12 protein-coding genes are annotated in these 14788 nt (G+C 70.4%); 7 read left to right on the top strand and 5 right to left on the bottom strand.

Features of this window, described 5'->3' with window-relative positions; translation table 11 throughout:
- Positions 1 to 226 precede the first annotated feature (226 nt).
- Entirely contained in the window at positions 227 to 3586 is a 3360-nt protein-coding gene (locus tag ACEN9J_RS36780; RefSeq protein ID WP_413764850.1) for a glycosyltransferase, read from the top strand.
- A gap of 119 nt (positions 3587 to 3705) precedes the next feature.
- Here ACEN9J_RS36780 and ACEN9J_RS36775 read toward each other — a convergent pair whose 3' ends face one another.
- Positions 3706 to 3858 carry a hypothetical protein gene (locus ACEN9J_RS36775; protein WP_413764849.1) on the bottom strand — a complete coding sequence of 51 codons (153 nt, stop codon included), beginning with the start codon at positions 3856 to 3858 and terminating at the stop codon, positions 3706 to 3708.
- A gap of 19 nt (positions 3859 to 3877) precedes the next feature.
- Between ACEN9J_RS36775 and ACEN9J_RS36770 the strand changes: the two genes are divergently transcribed.
- A complete protein-coding gene (locus ACEN9J_RS36770; protein WP_413764848.1) occupies positions 3878 to 4810 on the top strand; it encodes an AraC family transcriptional regulator in 933 nt (310 codons plus the stop codon).
- Positions 4811 to 5091: 281 nt separating this feature from the next.
- On the top strand, positions 5092 to 6117 hold the full coding sequence (locus ACEN9J_RS36765; RefSeq protein ID WP_413764847.1) for a hypothetical protein: 1026 nt from the start codon (positions 5092 to 5094) through the stop codon (positions 6115 to 6117).
- 104 nt (positions 6118 to 6221) lie between these two features.
- On the opposite strand, the gene ACEN9J_RS36760 is transcribed toward ACEN9J_RS36765, so the two are convergent.
- On the bottom strand, positions 6222 to 6980 hold the full coding sequence (locus ACEN9J_RS36760) for a hypothetical protein (protein WP_057591046.1): 759 nt from the start codon (positions 6978 to 6980) through the stop codon (positions 6222 to 6224).
- Between the two features lie 240 nt (positions 6981 to 7220).
- On the opposite strand from ACEN9J_RS36760, the gene ACEN9J_RS36755 reads away from it, so the two are divergent.
- Positions 7221 to 8015: a CHAP domain-containing protein gene (locus ACEN9J_RS36755; RefSeq protein ID WP_413764846.1), complete on the top strand. Its 795-nt coding sequence runs from the start codon at positions 7221 to 7223 to the stop codon at positions 8013 to 8015.
- Between the two features lie 12 nt (positions 8016 to 8027).
- Positions 8028 to 9599, top strand: coding sequence for a lipase family alpha/beta hydrolase (locus tag ACEN9J_RS36750; protein WP_413764845.1), 1572 nt, complete (start codon positions 8028 to 8030; stop codon positions 9597 to 9599).
- A 23-nt stretch (positions 9600 to 9622) separates the two neighbouring features.
- Here the strand turns inward: ACEN9J_RS36750 and ACEN9J_RS36745 are convergent, their stop codons facing one another.
- Positions 9623 to 10261, bottom strand: a complete 639-nt coding sequence (locus ACEN9J_RS36745; protein ID WP_413764844.1) for a CHAP domain-containing protein — start codon at positions 10259 to 10261, stop codon at positions 9623 to 9625.
- 81 nt (positions 10262 to 10342) lie between these two features.
- Positions 10343 to 11380: a phosphate/phosphite/phosphonate ABC transporter substrate-binding protein gene (locus ACEN9J_RS36740; RefSeq protein ID WP_413764843.1), complete on the bottom strand. Its 1038-nt coding sequence runs from the start codon at positions 11378 to 11380 to the stop codon at positions 10343 to 10345.
- Between the two features lie 196 nt (positions 11381 to 11576).
- Between ACEN9J_RS36740 and ACEN9J_RS36735 the strand changes: the two genes are divergently transcribed.
- On the top strand, positions 11577 to 12731 hold the full coding sequence (locus ACEN9J_RS36735; RefSeq protein ID WP_413764842.1) for a LuxR C-terminal-related transcriptional regulator: 1155 nt from the start codon (positions 11577 to 11579) through the stop codon (positions 12729 to 12731).
- Between the two features lie 27 nt (positions 12732 to 12758).
- On the opposite strand, the gene ACEN9J_RS36730 is transcribed toward ACEN9J_RS36735, so the two are convergent.
- The gene (locus ACEN9J_RS36730) at positions 12759 to 13664 is read right to left on the bottom strand and encodes an autoinducer binding domain-containing protein (RefSeq protein ID WP_413764841.1); all 906 of its coding nucleotides are present in this window, start codon (positions 13662 to 13664) and stop codon (positions 12759 to 12761) included.
- Positions 13665 to 13966: 302 nt separating this feature from the next.
- Here ACEN9J_RS36730 and ACEN9J_RS36725 point away from each other — a divergent pair, with 302 nt between their 5' ends.
- Positions 13967 to 14782, top strand: a complete 816-nt coding sequence (locus ACEN9J_RS36725) for a helix-turn-helix domain-containing protein (RefSeq protein WP_057591039.1) — start codon at positions 13967 to 13969, stop codon at positions 14780 to 14782.
- Positions 14783 to 14788 lie beyond the last annotated feature (6 nt).

The raw sequence follows: 14788 nt of genomic DNA, 5'->3' as shown, positions 1-14788 counted from the left end.
GGTGGGCGAGTGATTCTGATGGGCGGCGTTGGCATGGTGCGCTGGGACGAGTTCTCGTTGCCCTCCCCTGGCTTGCCGGCGGCATGAACATGCGCGGCGCGTGGCCGTGCGTCGTCCCCGCACGACTGAACGCCGGGCTGCGATTTCAGTCCTGCCGGCTGTAGTCCGTGGCGCCGCATGTCGGAAGAATCGTCGGGCTCCGAGTTCGCCCGCGCAAAGCCTTCCGATGTCCACGCTCCCCACCTTCACCGCCGCCTGCGGTCTCGCACCCAAGGGCTCCTCCGTGCCACAGGCCCAGGCATCGCGTGCCTGGAGCGTGCATGCGCCCTTCGTCGCGCTGCTGCTCGAGCACACGCGGCCCGCCATCGTCGTCGACCTCGGCGCGGAGGGCGGCGTGCCGGCTGCCACCTTCAGGCAGTCCACCGCGCGCGGCACGGCCTGCCATACGGTGGACACGCGGCTCGCGGGCCACCGCGAGGCGGCCGCGGCCTTCGCGGACGGCAGCATCGACCTGCTGCATGTCGATGCCGGCGACCCGGCGCGGCTGGCCACGCTGGACCTCGCGCCGTGGCGCGCCAAGCTCGGCCCGCGGGCGCTCGTGCTGGTGCACGGCACTCGCGCCGGCCGCAAGCTGCGCCGCCTCTGGGCGCTGCTTCGGCAGCGCCATCCGTCCTTCGAATTCGAACAGGGCCTGGGGCTCGGCGTGCTGTGTCTCGGGCCGCGCGTGCCGCCGCTCGACGGCGTGCTCGCGCGCAGGATCGAGGGCCTGGTGCAGGAGCTGGAACGGCTGCGCAGCCATGCCGCGGAAGTCACGGCCAAGCGCGAGCGGGCCGAGGAAATGCTCGAGACCCGGCACTTCGAATCGCTCGAGAAGGACGTGGAGATTGCCGAGCGCGATGCACGCATCCTCGCGCTGAAGGCGCACGCCGCGGCGCAGGCCGCGCGCATCGACGGCTTCGAAGCCAGCCTCGGATTGCAGCTGGTGCTGTTCTACGGAAGGATGCGGCTGCGCGTCTTTCCGGCGGGTACCCGCCACGGCGATTTCTACGAGCGGCGCCGCGCGCAGCTGCTGCGGTGGACCCGGCACTGGGTCGCGCATCGATCGACCGGGCGCGCCCGCCCGTCGCTCGACACCATCGCCGCGCTGCCGTCGCGCGATCCCGCGCGGCACCGGCCCTGGCTCGCGCCGCTCACGCCCTTGTCGCGCCAGAGCCTGGGCGCGCGCATCCTCATCGTCGCCGAGCTGTCGATACCGGCCTGCAAGCGCTACCGCGTCGACCAGAAGGTCGACATGTTCGAGCACCTGGGCCTCGAGACCACGGTGCTCAGCTGGCGCGACGCCGAGGCCTGCCGCGCGGCCCTGCCGTTCCATGGCCTGCTGATCTTCTACCGCGTGCCGGCCGCGCCGCACATGGTGCTGCTGGCGACCGAGGCCCGGCGGCTGGGCGTGCCCAGCTTCTTCGACGTGGACGACCTGATCTTCGATTGGGACGCCTATCGCCGGCAACTGCTCGCCTCGGGCGCTCCGTCCGATCGCATGGCATCGTCGAAGGAGACGACGGCGCAGTACCGGCAGATGCTGAGCCACTGCCAGCATGGCATCGGGAGCACAGCCGCGATCGCGCGCAGCATGGGCGAGATCGTTCCGGGCAAGACGCACGTGGTGCCGAATGCCCTGGACGAGGGCATCCTCGCGCTCGCCGCGGAACTCGAGCGGCGTCCGGTCAGGACCGATCCGCGCTTCGTCACCATCGGCTACGGCAGCGGCTCGCGCACGCACGACGGCGACTTCGGCATCGTGGCATCCGCGCTGCTGGCCGTGATGCAGCGCCACCCGCAGGTGCGGCTCGCCATCCATGGCCCGCTCGAGCTGCCGGCGCCGTTCCGGCGTTTCGCCGACCGGGTGTTCCAGATCCCGTTCCTGCAGGGCGACGACTACCTGCGCGCGCTCGCCTCGTGGCAGATCAGCATCGCGCCGCTCGAGGACAGCCTGTTCAACGAAGCCAAGAGCAACATCAAGTTCATCGAGGCGGCGATCCTCGGCGTGCCGAGCATCTGCTCGGGCACGGGGCCGTTCCGCGAAGGCATCGAGCATGGTCGCACGGGCCTGATCGCCGACACGCCCGAGGAATGGGAGGCGGCCCTGACCCGGCTGGTGCTCGATGCCGGCCTGCGCCACGGCATCGCGGAGGAAGCCCGTCGCAGCGTGCTCTCGCGCTATCACCCGCAGGTGGTGGCCGCGCGGCAGCTGCAGCAGGTGGTCGGGCCGCTGCTGCCGGCGCCCGCCACGCGCCTCAAGGTGCTGGCCGTGAACGTGCTGTTCGCCCCGGTGAGCTTCGGCGGCGCGACCGTGGTCGCGGAGCAGCTGTGCCGCCGGCTGCAGGCCGACGGCTGCGACGTCACCGTCTTCACCGCCATCCTGGGCTCGGAGCTCGAGCCGTACAGTGTGATGCGCTACGAGGTCGACGGATTGCCGGTGATCGCCGTGCAGGTGGCCGACGACACGCAGCGCGCGCTCGACTACGACGATCCGCAAGTGGGCGAGATCTTCGCGCGGCTGCTGAAATCGCTGCGGCCCGATGTCGTGCATTTCCATTCGGTGCAGCGGCTCGGCGCGACGATGGCCCATGCCTGCGTGGAGGCCGGCGTGCCCTACGCCATCACGCTGCACGACGCCTGGTGGCTGTGCGAGCGCCAGTTCATGGTGCAGGACAACGGCGTGTACTGCAACCAGAAGGCGATCGACCTGCGCGCCTGTTCCAAGTGCGTGCCGGACAGCGGCTTCACCTTCAAGCGCAGGTTCTTCCTCGGCGACGTGCTCGACCGTGCGAGCCTGCTGCTGGCGCCCAGCGAATTCCAGCGCGATCTCTACGTGGCGAACGGCGTCGCGCCGCAGCAGATCGCGGTGAACCGCAATGGCGTGCCGCTGCCCGCGCGCCCGCGGCCGGCGCGTCGGCCCGGATCGCCGCCGCGCATGGCCTACCTCGGCGGCCGCGCGGTGCACAAGGGCTACTTCTGGCTCCAGCAGGTGCTGGAGGGCATGCGCGTGGGCGGCTACGAACTGGTCATCACCGACATCGCGTTGCGTACCGGGGCGGCGTCCGTCGCCGCCACCGAGTGGCGCGTGTCGGGCCAGGTGCGCGTGGTGGCGCCCTTCGAGCAGGCCGGGATGGACGCGTTCTACGACGACATCGACGTGCTGCTCGTGCCCTCGCTGTGGAAGGAGAGCTTCGGCCTGGTGGTGCGCGAGGCACTGGCCCGCGGCATCTGGGTGATCGCGACCGCGGCGGGCGGGGTGGTCGAGGACATCGTGGACGGCGTCAACGGGCGCGTGGTCGAGATCGGCGACACCGACGCTTTCCGGGGTGCGATCGAAGACGCGCTGGCCAGCCCCGATCGCCTGCCGGCCGGCGGCGTCAACGCGATGCTGCCGCGCATCCGCGGCTACGACGAGCAGGCCGCCGAGCTCAAGGCCTACCTGCAGCGCATCGCCGCCGCGCCGGCCGCGGCCCGCGTCGTGGGCACCACCCGGCGCGCATGGCGCCCATCGGTGATCCCGATCGCCGCCCACGGCCCCGGCGCCTGAGGCGTAGACCGAATGGCCGATCCGAAAACCGGGGCCGTACTCACGGATGGGAGGGGCCGGCGGCAGGGGAAGGGCTTACAAATCGCGGGTGGGTTCCTCAGGCCCATGCCACCATCCCTTCACCACGAATTCATGCTCTGGATGTCCTTCTCCTGCCGGCGCGGACAGACCCCGTCCTCGCCGTCGCCGCGTGCCGCATCGCGTCGGCCCGAGCGGGCATCGGAGCGCTGGCGGCACGGGGACTCGGCGGCGCTCGCGGCCTTGATGGCCAAGGAGGCGCTTCGTCTCCCGGTGCCCGATGACGCACCCATCGAGCCCGCGCCCGAGTCCCTGGTCCAGAGCATGCGCTTCGAGCCGGCCCTGCATTTCCAGGTCGAGCTCGGTCCCCGCTTCTGCGTTCGCGTCGAGAGCCGGCGGCGCACGCCGCTGTACGTGGTCGGCGGCCGCGATTGCTGGCTGCAGGTAGGCAGGGAGCCGGCGCTGCACCTGCGGCATGGCGACGTCGTCTTCCTGCCGCACGGCGATGCGCACCGTGTCTTCTCGGACCCTGGCCTCCCCGCATCGAGCCTCGATGAACTGCTGACGCATTCCGCCGGCGCCACCAGTGCCGAGCGGCACGCGCCGGCGGGCGGCGAGCACAGCGTATGGAGCGGCGGCTTCTACCGATCGGTGGAACTGGCCGCCCATCCGCTGGTGGCATCGCTGCCGCCCGTGCTGCATCTGCGCGCAGCGGACGCCGCGCCCTGGCTGCGCGCCATGGCGGACGCGGTGCGCTGGATGGCCGACCGCAGGGCCGGCGGCAACGGCGTGGGCGTGACCGAGCTGCTGGGTGCGTTGATGCAGCACGCCGTGCTGGCCTGGTTGCGCAGGCCGGAGGTGGCCATGCCCATCGCGGGTGCCTCGGGCCCCGACCTTTCCGATGCGAGGTTGCTCACGGCGCTCGAGGCAATCCACGCCCGTCCCGCGGACCCATGGACGCTGGAATCGCTCGCGGCGCTGTGCCACATGAGCCGCACGGCCTTCGCCACGCGATTCCGCGCGCAGATGAATCTCTCGCCGATGCAGTACCTGGCGCGCTGGCGCATCCACCTGGCGTCGCGGCTGCTGCGCGAACGCCGGCTGACCCTGCAGCAGGCGGCCGACGCGGTGGGCTACTCGACCGGCGCGATCCTCGCGCGTGCCTACAAGCGCGAACTCGGGACCTGGCCGTCGCAGGCGGGCTGAGGGCGCGGCACCTCGCCTGCCGTGCGGGACCACGCAGGGGACGAGGCGTGCGATTCGTGCAACGGTAAGAAGAAATTCTTCTGCCGGTCGATCGACGCCATCCGGGACCGCGCGTCTCCCACGTAAGATTCGGTTTACATACAAAACTACACAGGGGACGAGGAGAGAGGTCGACGCACGGAGCCCGCAGGCTCGCGCTGGTCGTGCCAGCGGCATGGGCGTCCCTTGCGACCGCAAGCGCATGCACCGCCGAGTCGCTTTCCCGCCCCGACAAGAAATCAATGAACAGATCGCTTCGTCTGCTGCCGACCGTGCTCGGAATCTCGGCCATCCTGGCCTCGTGCGGTGGAGGCGGAAGCGACGGCTATGCCGGACTGCCGCCGGCCACGGCGGCCGCGCTGGCGGGCATCGAGGGGGCTCGCAACCCGCCTGCGACCGTGCCCGATCCCGCCACGGAACAACCGGCCACCCGCCCGATGCAGACGACGCCCTACACCTTCCTGTTGGGGAACGTCGATGCAAGCGGCTTCGATGCCTTCACGACGGAACTCACGAGTCCCGCTTTCGCCGGCTACCTGCTGGATCGGATCGTCTTCGTCGATGCCTCGGCGCGCGGCCAATGGCGAGCGATCTACCAGCGCAAGGGCCAGACGGCCCGCTACGACCATCGCTTCGTCTCGACGGGCGCGCCGCTGACGCTGGCCGATTTCCAGGCGCAGGGCGCGGAGGGCTATCGCCTCACGCCCAGCGGCGGTACCTCGCCGAAGAACGTCTTCAGCAAGGTGACGGGTGAGGCGATCCAGTACGAGTACGTGGACGCGATCAAGGTCCCCCTCATGGCCGGAAGCCCGGAGGAGTTGCTCCGGCCGCTCAACGACCTGGGCAAGCTCGGCTATTGCGGCACCCAGGTTCGGGGCGCGGGCCTTGCCCTGGTGAAGGAGACGCCATCGACCGCTCGCTGCGTCTTCGAGCTGGTGACCGCCAAGTCCGGCGGGAGCACCGGCTTCGTCGCGGAGCAGAACGAGCAGGGCGCCAAGGGTTCTGTGTTCGTGACATCGGCCCTCGTCGCCGAGAAGCTGGTGAACCTCTACGTTCGAGACGAGGCGCAGGCATCGAGCTTCAAGTTCAAGGCGGTGGACGTGACGACGGCGGCCAGGCCGAACACCATCGAACAAGCGGCGGAGCTGATGGCCATCCTCAACCGCGAAGGCGCGACGGGGGCCAGGCCCTGGCGGAGCTACGACGATGGTGGCCGTCCCTACATCGTCTTCATGACGGCATTCGATTGCCGCGGGCTGCTTTGCTAACGCGGCCCTTTTGACGTTCATCGTCGCGGCCCCGCGATGATCTTCTCGGCGAAGCAGGGCCGGAAGATCGCGATCGCCGCGGCAGGCGGCTGGCGCGACGCGGGCTACTGCCGCCCCGCCGCCTTCACCGTGTCCTCCACCCGCCCCAGTTCGGCCTGCGTCTGCGGCCCGGCATTGCGCGCACGCACGCCCGGCAGCACCCGGTTGGCCGCGGCGATTTCCGTCGGCGTCCACGCGCGCGGATCCGTGCGCGACAGGAAATAGAGAACGTTGATCAACCCGCTCGGCGACAGCTTGTCGACCTGGCTCGCATCGAGCAGCTTCAACGCCAGCGAAATGGCCTCGGCCGAATCGTTGAAGTCGCGCTGCAGGCGACCGGTCGCGCGGCGGCGCTCGTCGGCACCGGCGGCATTCACCTGCGACACCAGCCGCACGAGTTCGGCGTTCTCGATGTTGGCGATGGTGGCCACGCCCTGCGCCGCGGCCTTGCGGACCTGTTCATCGGGCGACTGCTGCAGCCCGGCGAGCAGGCCCTCGGCTTCTTCCTTGGAGAGCGCGAGCCGCACCATGGCCAGTGCCGCGTTGCGCTTGGAGCCGTCGGTCGCACTGAGTTCGGGCACGAGGCCATAGACCCACTTGTAGCGCTCGACCCGCTCCTTGGATTCCTCCACGCTGGTGCTGCGCCGGCGCAGTTCGGCGTCGAGCGCGGCGGTCTGCATCTTGAGGTCCGCCTCGCGCTGATCGATCTGCTGCTTGGTCTGGGCGTTCCAGGCCGTGAGCGCGACGGTGACCAGCGACCCCGCAATGCCCACCGCGGTGGTGGCCCGTTCCAGCCACGATTTCTGGGAAGGAAGATCGCTCATGGGGAACCGGACGCGAAGTCCGCCGTGCCGCAGGGAACCTGCCGATGGGCGCGACGGTAAGGCGCGCGCCCGGCACCGACCATCCTCCCGAGGAAGTAGAGCAAGCGGGATATTGGCGTGGGATGGCGACGGTGAAAGACTCGAACCCACAACAACAAGAACATGACCTGCATGCAACGGCGAGCAGGTCAGTCGCACGGTGGATTCGATGTCGATTCGATCAACTTGGGGGTCCATGCCATGCAATATCCCGGCCGCGTCATCAAGCAGGGCGAAACCGATGCCCGCATCGTCAAGGAACTCAAGAACCGGTTGAACAGGGTGCTGGTCCTGAAGGGTGGCGAAGCGGTCAGGCTCGATCCCCAGCAGCCGAGCTTCGGTCCGATGATGAAGAGCGCGGTCAAGCTGTTCCAGTCGCGCAGCGTGGACAGCGAAGGCAATGCGCTGAAGATCGACGGCGAGGTCGGCAGCATCACCTGGGCGGCCCTGTTCGGCGACGACCAGGTGCCCGTGGCCACCAGCACCACGGACGATCTGCTGAAGGTCGCACTGGTGGTTGCGTCGGGCGAGGAAGCGCGCCAGGTGCGCGAAGTGCCGCCCGGCTCCAACCGGGGGCCGGACGTGGAGGCCTACCTGCGCAGCACCGGGCTCGGCGGCGGACACTCGTGGTGCGCGGCCTACGTCTACTGGTGCTTCGAGCAGGCGGCCCGGCAGCTCGGCCGTGCCAACCCCCTGTTCAAGACCGCGGGCTGCCTCGCGCACTGGAACGGCGCGCCTTCCAAGGGCGCGCGCCGCATCAACGCATCCGCGGCCAAGGCCGACCCGGCCGTGCTGCAGCCCGGCATGATCTTCATCATGGACCATGGTGGCGGCCTGGGTCACACCGGCCTGGTCGAGAGCGTGACGGGCGGGATCATGACGACGCTCGAGGGCAATTCGAATGTGGGCGGATCGCGCGAAGGGATCGGCGTGTTCAGGCTGACCCGCAAGGTCAACAGCGTGAACAAGGGCTTCATCGACTACGCGGGTCTCTGAGGAACACCGGCCATGAGCAACGCACAGCATCCCTATCACCCGATCATCTACGTGCGCGGCTTCGCCGCCACGCAGGGCGAGATCGAGGAGACCGTGGCCGACCCCTACATGGGTTTCAACATCGGCTCGACCAAGACGCGCATGGCCTGGACCGGCGACATGCGCCGTTTCTACTTCGAGTCGCCGCTGGTCCGGCTGATGGGCGACCACCGCTACGAGGACGTGTTCGTCGATGGCGACGACCTGATGGCCGCCTCGCGCGCCGACCAGGCCGTGCCCTACCGCAGCATCGTCATCTACCGCTACTACGACGATGCCTCGAAGGACTTCGGCAACGGCAAGACACCGGCGATCGAGACCTTCGCCCAGGGGCTCGACCAGCTGATCCTGCGCCTGCGCGACCGGGTGTGCGCCAACCCGAACAACGCGATGACGCCGGCCGACTTCAAGGTCTACCTGGTGGCGCATTCGATGGGCGGGCTGGTCTGCCGCGCCTTCCTGCAGAACCCCAGGCTGGGCTCGGCCGCGGCGCGCGCGGCGGTCGACAAGCTCTTCACCTATGCCACGCCGCACAACGGCATCGACATGCGCATCGTGCGCAACGTGCCGGGCTGGCTGTCCTTCGGCGACGTCAACAACTTCAACCGCGAGCGCATGGCCGGCTACATGGCCGTTCCCAAGGGCGACGACGTGTCGCTGGTGACGAACTTCCCGCCCGAGCGGGTGTTCAACCTGGTGGGCACCAACGCGCGCGACTACGCGGTGGCGGGCGGCCTCTCGTCATGGGCCGCGGGCGATGCCAGCGATGGCCTGGTGCGCATCGAGAACGCCACCACCCACGGGCTGGCGGCCGACGGAACGGACGTCGGATCGCCACGCGCCTTCGTCAATCGCAGTCATTCGGGGCACTACGGCATCGTCAACTCGGAAGAGGGCTACCAGAACCTCACGCGCTTCCTGTTCGGTCAGCTGCGCGCCGACGGCATCCTCGACATCGACGACATCATGCTGCCGGAGGAGGTGCAGGCGGCGCTCGACGCCGGCAAGAGCGTGAAGGCCTCCTACCAGTTCGAGGTGGTGGCCAGCGTGCGCGGTGCCCAGTGGCAGATCACGCGGCGCGAGGCGCGCGAGAACTCGGCCATCTTCCGCGGCTACGACGAGCTGTTCCCGGCCGCGGGCGGAGCGCGCACGCCCGACCGCAGCAAGAGCCCGCACCTGTTCTCGCTGTTCCTGGACCCGACCAAGAGCGTGGTGGCCTCGGGCTCGGTGAGCTTCGCCTTCGACATCAAGGTGCTGGTGCCCGACTACGAGATCGACGGGCTGCTGTTCCTCAAGCGCCACTACGAAGGCGGCTTCGTCTATCGCGACCTGATCATCGTCGAGGCCTTTCCGGATGCCGCCGCCAAGTACGGGTGGCGCGTCTTCTATGGCGCGCAGGACGTTCATCCGGGCAAGCCCGGCATCGAGGCCACGCTGTATCCGCTGCAGGGCGCCGACGGCTATGCCTTCGACATGACGATCATCCAGGACGTGCGGCCCGGCCTGACGGGCACCCTGCGCGTGGAGATGCGGCCCTGGCGTTGAGCTGCCTGCGCGCGACTCAGGACTCAGGACGGCGTCTGCGCGCGCCGCAACCAGCCCAGGGTGCCGCCCTCCACCTGCCAGTTGCCGTCCCGTGCCTCGAGCGAGAGCCGCGCGCGGCTCTCGCCGAACGGGCCGGGGTTCTGCTGCACGATCTCGATCTCCCGCTCGCCCACGGCCGCCACGATCGCGACATGGCCGTAGCGGTTGAGCAGCGTCGGCGCGAACACGATCAGGTCGTCGACCCGCGGCTTCTCGGCCTGGCCGTTGCGGTACTGCAGCAGTGCGCGCTTCGTGTTCGGCATGCCCTGCGGCGTGGCCGCGTCGTAGAAGTCCCTGGCGTGGCCGTAGGCGTCGGGCATGCGGTGGCCGAAGCGCTCGAAGTAGTAGCGCTTGACGAACTCCACGCACTGGTACTGGATGCCGAGGTTGTAGCCGTCGCTCGACAGCGCGCGGCCCTCGGCGTTGTTCACGCCGCCGTTGTAGTAGACCTTCACGCCGTTGAACTCGTCGACCACCGTGCCGACCTCGCGCGCGGGGTTGAGGTTGAAGTAGGTGGCGCCCCAGTAGCCGGCGACGGCCAGCGCGGCGATGCCGGCGAGGGTGACGAGCAGAAGGGCGGGGCGGCGAAGGCGCATCGGTGGCGAGGGAACGGTGGCGGACATGAACGGCCGCCATCCTCGCACGAAGCCCGCGCCGGGCAGTGGCAAGGGCCACCGAAACCGGTGGCCATGACGCACTGGCGCTCAGCCCGCCGCCCGCTCCTCGTCGCGCAGCAGCACCGCCTTCTGCCGCTCGTACTCGGCCGCGATCTGCGCCAGCCGGCGTGCGCGCGCGGCGTCGCTGGTCCACTGGGCGGCGCGCACGCGCTGCAGCGCCAGGTCGCGCTGCAGCTGCGCCACCGGCAGCAGCGTCGCGTGGGGTGCCGCCTCGTAGCCGGCCGGCGCGTTCAGCGCGCGCAGCACGGCGCGCTCCTGGGCGCTGCGCGGCCCGGCGGCGGCGCCATAGCGCAGCAGGAAGCGGCGGACCTCCTGGCGCGTGGCGCGCGGCCAGTCGGCGCGGATGGCGAAGCGCTCGGCGGGCAGGGGCTCCGATTGCCAGACGATCTTGAGCTGCCGGCCCTCGGGCGGAAAGCGCCGGCAGAACAGGCGGTGGTCGTCGAGCGTGCCGGTCGCGATGTCGACGTCGCCGTTGGCCAGCGCGAGGCTGTTCGCGAAGATGGAGCCGACGGTCTCGGTGCGGAAGGCGGTCTCCATGTCAATGCCGCGCGGCAGGAACAGCCGTGCCTGCGGCAGCACGTAGCCCGCGATGGAGCGCCGCTCGCCGTAGGCGATGCGCCAGTCCTGCGGTTCGGCCAGCAGCCGGTCGAGCGCATCGGGCGGGGCCGCGCGGCGCACCAGCAGCACCGCGCGATTGGGGTCTTGCGCCGCCGGGCGCTTTGGTTGGGCGAGAATCCGCATCCGCCCCTCGACCACCGCCTGCAGCGCGGCCTCGGGGGCCAGGAAGCCGGCGTCGACCTCGGCGTGCGCGACGGCCCGTGCCAGCGATTCGAGGCTGGACAGCGTGGCCGTCTCGAGCGCGCAGCCGACGGCGGCGCACAGCGGGTGCAGCAGCGGTTCCCACGCGGCGCGCGAGGCCAGGGCCTCGTCGAGCAGCGGCAGGGCGAAGCGCAACCGGGCGGAAGACACAGGGGAGAAGGCCTCGCTCGAGGCCGCCGAGGCTGGCGCGAGACGCGAGCCCGACAACAGGAGCACGCCGGCGCCGCCGCGCGCGACACGCAGCAATGCGTCGCGGCGAGTGGCACCCGGGGGTGCATTCGAAGGGTCGAGGAAAGACGGTGCCATGCGGATTCACGAAAACGCTGGCAGGGCTCCGACGTGCCGCGGCGCGCCGAGGCGCGACCGCCGTCCAACCAATGACAGCAGGGTTTGGAGTCTGCGCATCCGCGCCCGCGCGCGCTACTCCCGAACAGGAGGGAACATGGGTCTGGAATCCACGGCGCTGGCCGACGCGGTCCGGCGGCTGTATGCCGAGGTGGCGGCGCCGGGTGCCGGCGGCATCGACCTCAACGTGCTGCGCGAGTGCATCGGCGCCGAGCACGTGGTGATGACGAGCATGCACGACGGCGACACCGAGTGGCGCGCCTGCACGCAGTTCGGCCACGTCGAGGAACGCGAGCTCGGCCAGTGGCTCACGATGGCCGACCACGAGTCGCTGGTCCGGCTCACGGCCTCGGGCCTGCCGGTGCGCACCTCCACCTTCCTGAGCCGGCGGGCGATGGCCAGCACCGAGCTCTACCAGGAGGTGCTGCGGCCGCTCAACGGTGGCCTGGCCGCGGTGTCGTACTGGCGCGAGCACGACGGCTGGCGCGGCCTCAGCTATTGCCGCTCGCTCGAGTCGGGCCACGATTTCCGCGAGGACGAGCTGGCCTCGATCCAGGCGCTGGTGCCGCACCTGCGGACCATCGAGCAGATGCATGCGCAACTGCGGCAGCGCACGCGCGCCAGCGTCGATGCGGCGCACGACATGCTGAACCTGGCGCCGCAGGCGGTGGTGCTGCTCGATGCCGCGGGCCGCGTGGTGTTCCTCAACCGCAGCGCGAGCGCGCTGCTGGCGCAGCCCGGTTGCGGTTTGCGCGCCGACCGCGAAGGCCTGCGCGCGCGCGACGGCGCGGAGGACCGCCGGCTGCAGCAGGCGGTGCGTCTCGCGGCCGAGCTCGCGCCCGAGTCGCGCCGCGCGGCGCTCAGCGATGGCGCGGTGGCGGCGCAGGGCCTGCCGGGCACCATCCGGCGCGCGCTGCCGCTGCGGCCGCTGATCCTGTCGATCGTGCCGGCGGCCAGCCTCTCGGCGCAGGCCGAGTTCGGCAGCGCGCGCGTCGCGGTGATGGTGCACAACGCCGGCACCGACGGCACCATCGCCGCGGCCCGGCTGGTCGAGGCCTACGGGCTCACCGCGCGCGAGGCCGAACTGGCCGTGCTGCTCGGCAAGGGCGAGGACCTGGCCGGCGCGGCCGTGCAGATGGCATTGTCGGCGGGCACCGCGCGGCAGTACCTCAAGCAGATCTTCGCCAAGCTGGGCGTGCAGCGGCAGGCCGAGCTGGTGCGATTGCTGGTGGCGAGCTTTCCGCAGGAGTGAGGCCGAAAGGCCTCGCGCGCATCGCGCTCAGGCGGCCGGCGCGCCCGGCGGCATCGCGCGCGCGGCCGCGTTCACGAGCTGCACGCGGTTGCGCACCTTGAAGCGCGCGCGCAGCTGCCGCAGGTGGTAGTCGACCGCATGGCCCGACATCTGCAGCCGGTGCGCGATCTCCTTGTCGCCGCGGCCCTGTCGCAGTTCCTCGAGGATGCGCAGCTGCATCGCGCTGAGCATCCTCGAAGCGCTGCCGATGTCGCCGGGCCGGTCCACGGCCGGCGCCGACGCAAGGCCGCAGGACTGCACGCGCCGGTGGAAGTCCTCGGCCAGCATGCGGGCCAGCGCGACGATGCCGGCGCCGATCCATGCGCTGTCCGTGCGCTCCGACTGCAGGCTCACCAGCGTGTGTTCGCCGAGCGGCACCGACAGCGGCGGCGCCGGCAGGCGGAACAGCACGCCGCTGCCGATGCCGCTGGCGCGCAGATCGTCGAGAAAGCGTTCGTGCAGCGCGAAGCGGGTGTCCTCGGGCGGCCGCTGGCGCGCCAGGCCGTCGCGGTCCCACACCCAGGGGCCGGCACTGCGCTGCGCGGCCTCGACGCGCGGGTCGACCTCCTGGTATTGCTGCGAGAAATAGCGTTCGGTCCAGCGGGGATTGGCATGGCCGGTGAAGAAGCTCGAGGGCCGCCACCGGCCCTGTGCCAGCGCCACGGTGCCGTAGGCGAACCACTGGAAGCCCAGCGCCTGCAGCATCGGGCGCATGCGCCGCAGCGGATCGTCGTCGCCGCCATCGATGGCGTGCGGCATCGGACCATCCGTCACGAAGCGCACCGGCGGGCCTCCCGATGGCATGGCGGACAGTGGCGCTTCGGCGCTCGGCTGCGGCAGCTCGGACGAGCGCGCGCTGCGTCGGTACGGCAGGAAGACATGGGCGGCGGGCAAGGGTTCGATGCGGTGGACGAGGAGGCTGGAGGCCGCGCATGTCGCGCGGCGAGCGTGCGGCCCGGGGAACGCCGGACCGGCGCTGCGACCCGTGCGCGAGAGGCCTCTGGCACCGGTGCGAAGGGCATGTTGCCGCCGTGGCTGGAGGGCGTCGATAACCTTCCAGATAATGGCCGTGCACGATGTGCAAGGGCGCTACCGCCTGTTACCCGGATTACGCATGTTTGTTGCGTTCGCGACGAAGCGTTTCGCCCCTCGTTCAGGTCCAATGGCGGGCTTTTCGATCCCTGGATTCCGATCCCATGAGCCTGCCTCTGCTGCTGCGCCATACGAGGGCGAGCAAGAACATCTCCCAACTCGACCTGTCGCTGCGCCTGGGCGTCTCCCAGCGGCACGTCAGCTTCCTCGAGACCGGCCGCGCCGCGCCGAGCCGTGACCTGCTGCTGGCCTGGATGAACGAGGTCGAGGCGCCGACCTCGCTGCGCAACGCGGCGCTGTCGCTCGGCGGCTTCACCACCGTCGCCAGCGAAGAGGGCGCGTCGTGGATCGGCATGACCGACGCCAACGAGGCCGCGCTGCAACGCATGGTGCAGCTGCACAACCCGCTGCCGGGCCTGGTGTTCGATCCCGACTGGAAGATGCTCGCGACCAACTGCGCGGGCCAATGGCTCTGCACGGTCGTGATGCCGGCCTACTGCGAGGCCATCGGCCACAGGTTCGAGGGCCTGGACATGATCGACTGCGTGGCGCACGACGACGGCCTGCTGAGCCATTCGCGCAACGCGGCGCAGGTCGGTGCCAGCCTGCTCGCGCAGTTGCAGACCGAGAGCTGGCTGCGCCCGTCGCTGCGCCCGCGTGTCGATCGGCTGGCCGAGTCGCTGCACCGGCGCTACGGCCGGCTGCCCGAGGTGCCCTCGCTGGGGCTCGCCACGCCGAGCCTCAACCTCAGCTTCGACACGCCGCTGGGCGTGCTGAGCTTCTCCACCTTCCAGAGCGCCTTCGGCATTCCGCAGGACATCAACTCCTCGTCGCTGCGCATCGAGCTGTGGTTCGCGGCCGATGCGCACACGCGCGAGGTGATGAGCGACGCCGATGCCGAAGCGGAGGCCTGTTGCTGAGGGCGT

The sequence above is a fragment of the Variovorax sp. Varisp41 genome (genome assembly GCF_047325085.1).
Lineage (GTDB): Bacteria > Pseudomonadota > Gammaproteobacteria > Burkholderiales > Burkholderiaceae_C > Variovorax.
This window is presented reverse-complemented; position numbering and strand designations above follow the sequence as displayed.

Bases quoted from the DNA above. Each gene is read 5' to 3' on its own strand.
- ACEN9J_RS36780 (WP_413764850.1), top strand. From the start codon at position 227: ATGTCCACGCTCCCCACCTTCACCGCCGCCTGCGGTCTCGCACCCAAG.
- ACEN9J_RS36765 (WP_413764847.1), top strand. From the start codon at position 5,092: ATGAACAGATCGCTTCGTCTGCTGCCGACCGTGCTCGGAATCTCGGCC.
- ACEN9J_RS36760 (WP_057591046.1), bottom strand. From the start codon at position 6,980: ATGAGCGATCTTCCTTCCCAGAAATCGTGGCTGGAACGGGCCACCACC.
- ACEN9J_RS36755 (WP_413764846.1), top strand. From the start codon at position 7,221: ATGCAATATCCCGGCCGCGTCATCAAGCAGGGCGAAACCGATGCCCGC.
- ACEN9J_RS36750 (WP_413764845.1), top strand. From the start codon at position 8,028: ATGAGCAACGCACAGCATCCCTATCACCCGATCATCTACGTGCGCGGC.
- ACEN9J_RS36745 (WP_413764844.1), bottom strand. From the start codon at position 10,261: ATGTCCGCCACCGTTCCCTCGCCACCGATGCGCCTTCGCCGCCCCGCC.
- ACEN9J_RS36735 (WP_413764842.1), top strand. From the start codon at position 11,577: ATGGGTCTGGAATCCACGGCGCTGGCCGACGCGGTCCGGCGGCTGTAT.
- ACEN9J_RS36725 (WP_057591039.1), top strand. From the start codon at position 13,967: ATGAGCCTGCCTCTGCTGCTGCGCCATACGAGGGCGAGCAAGAACATC.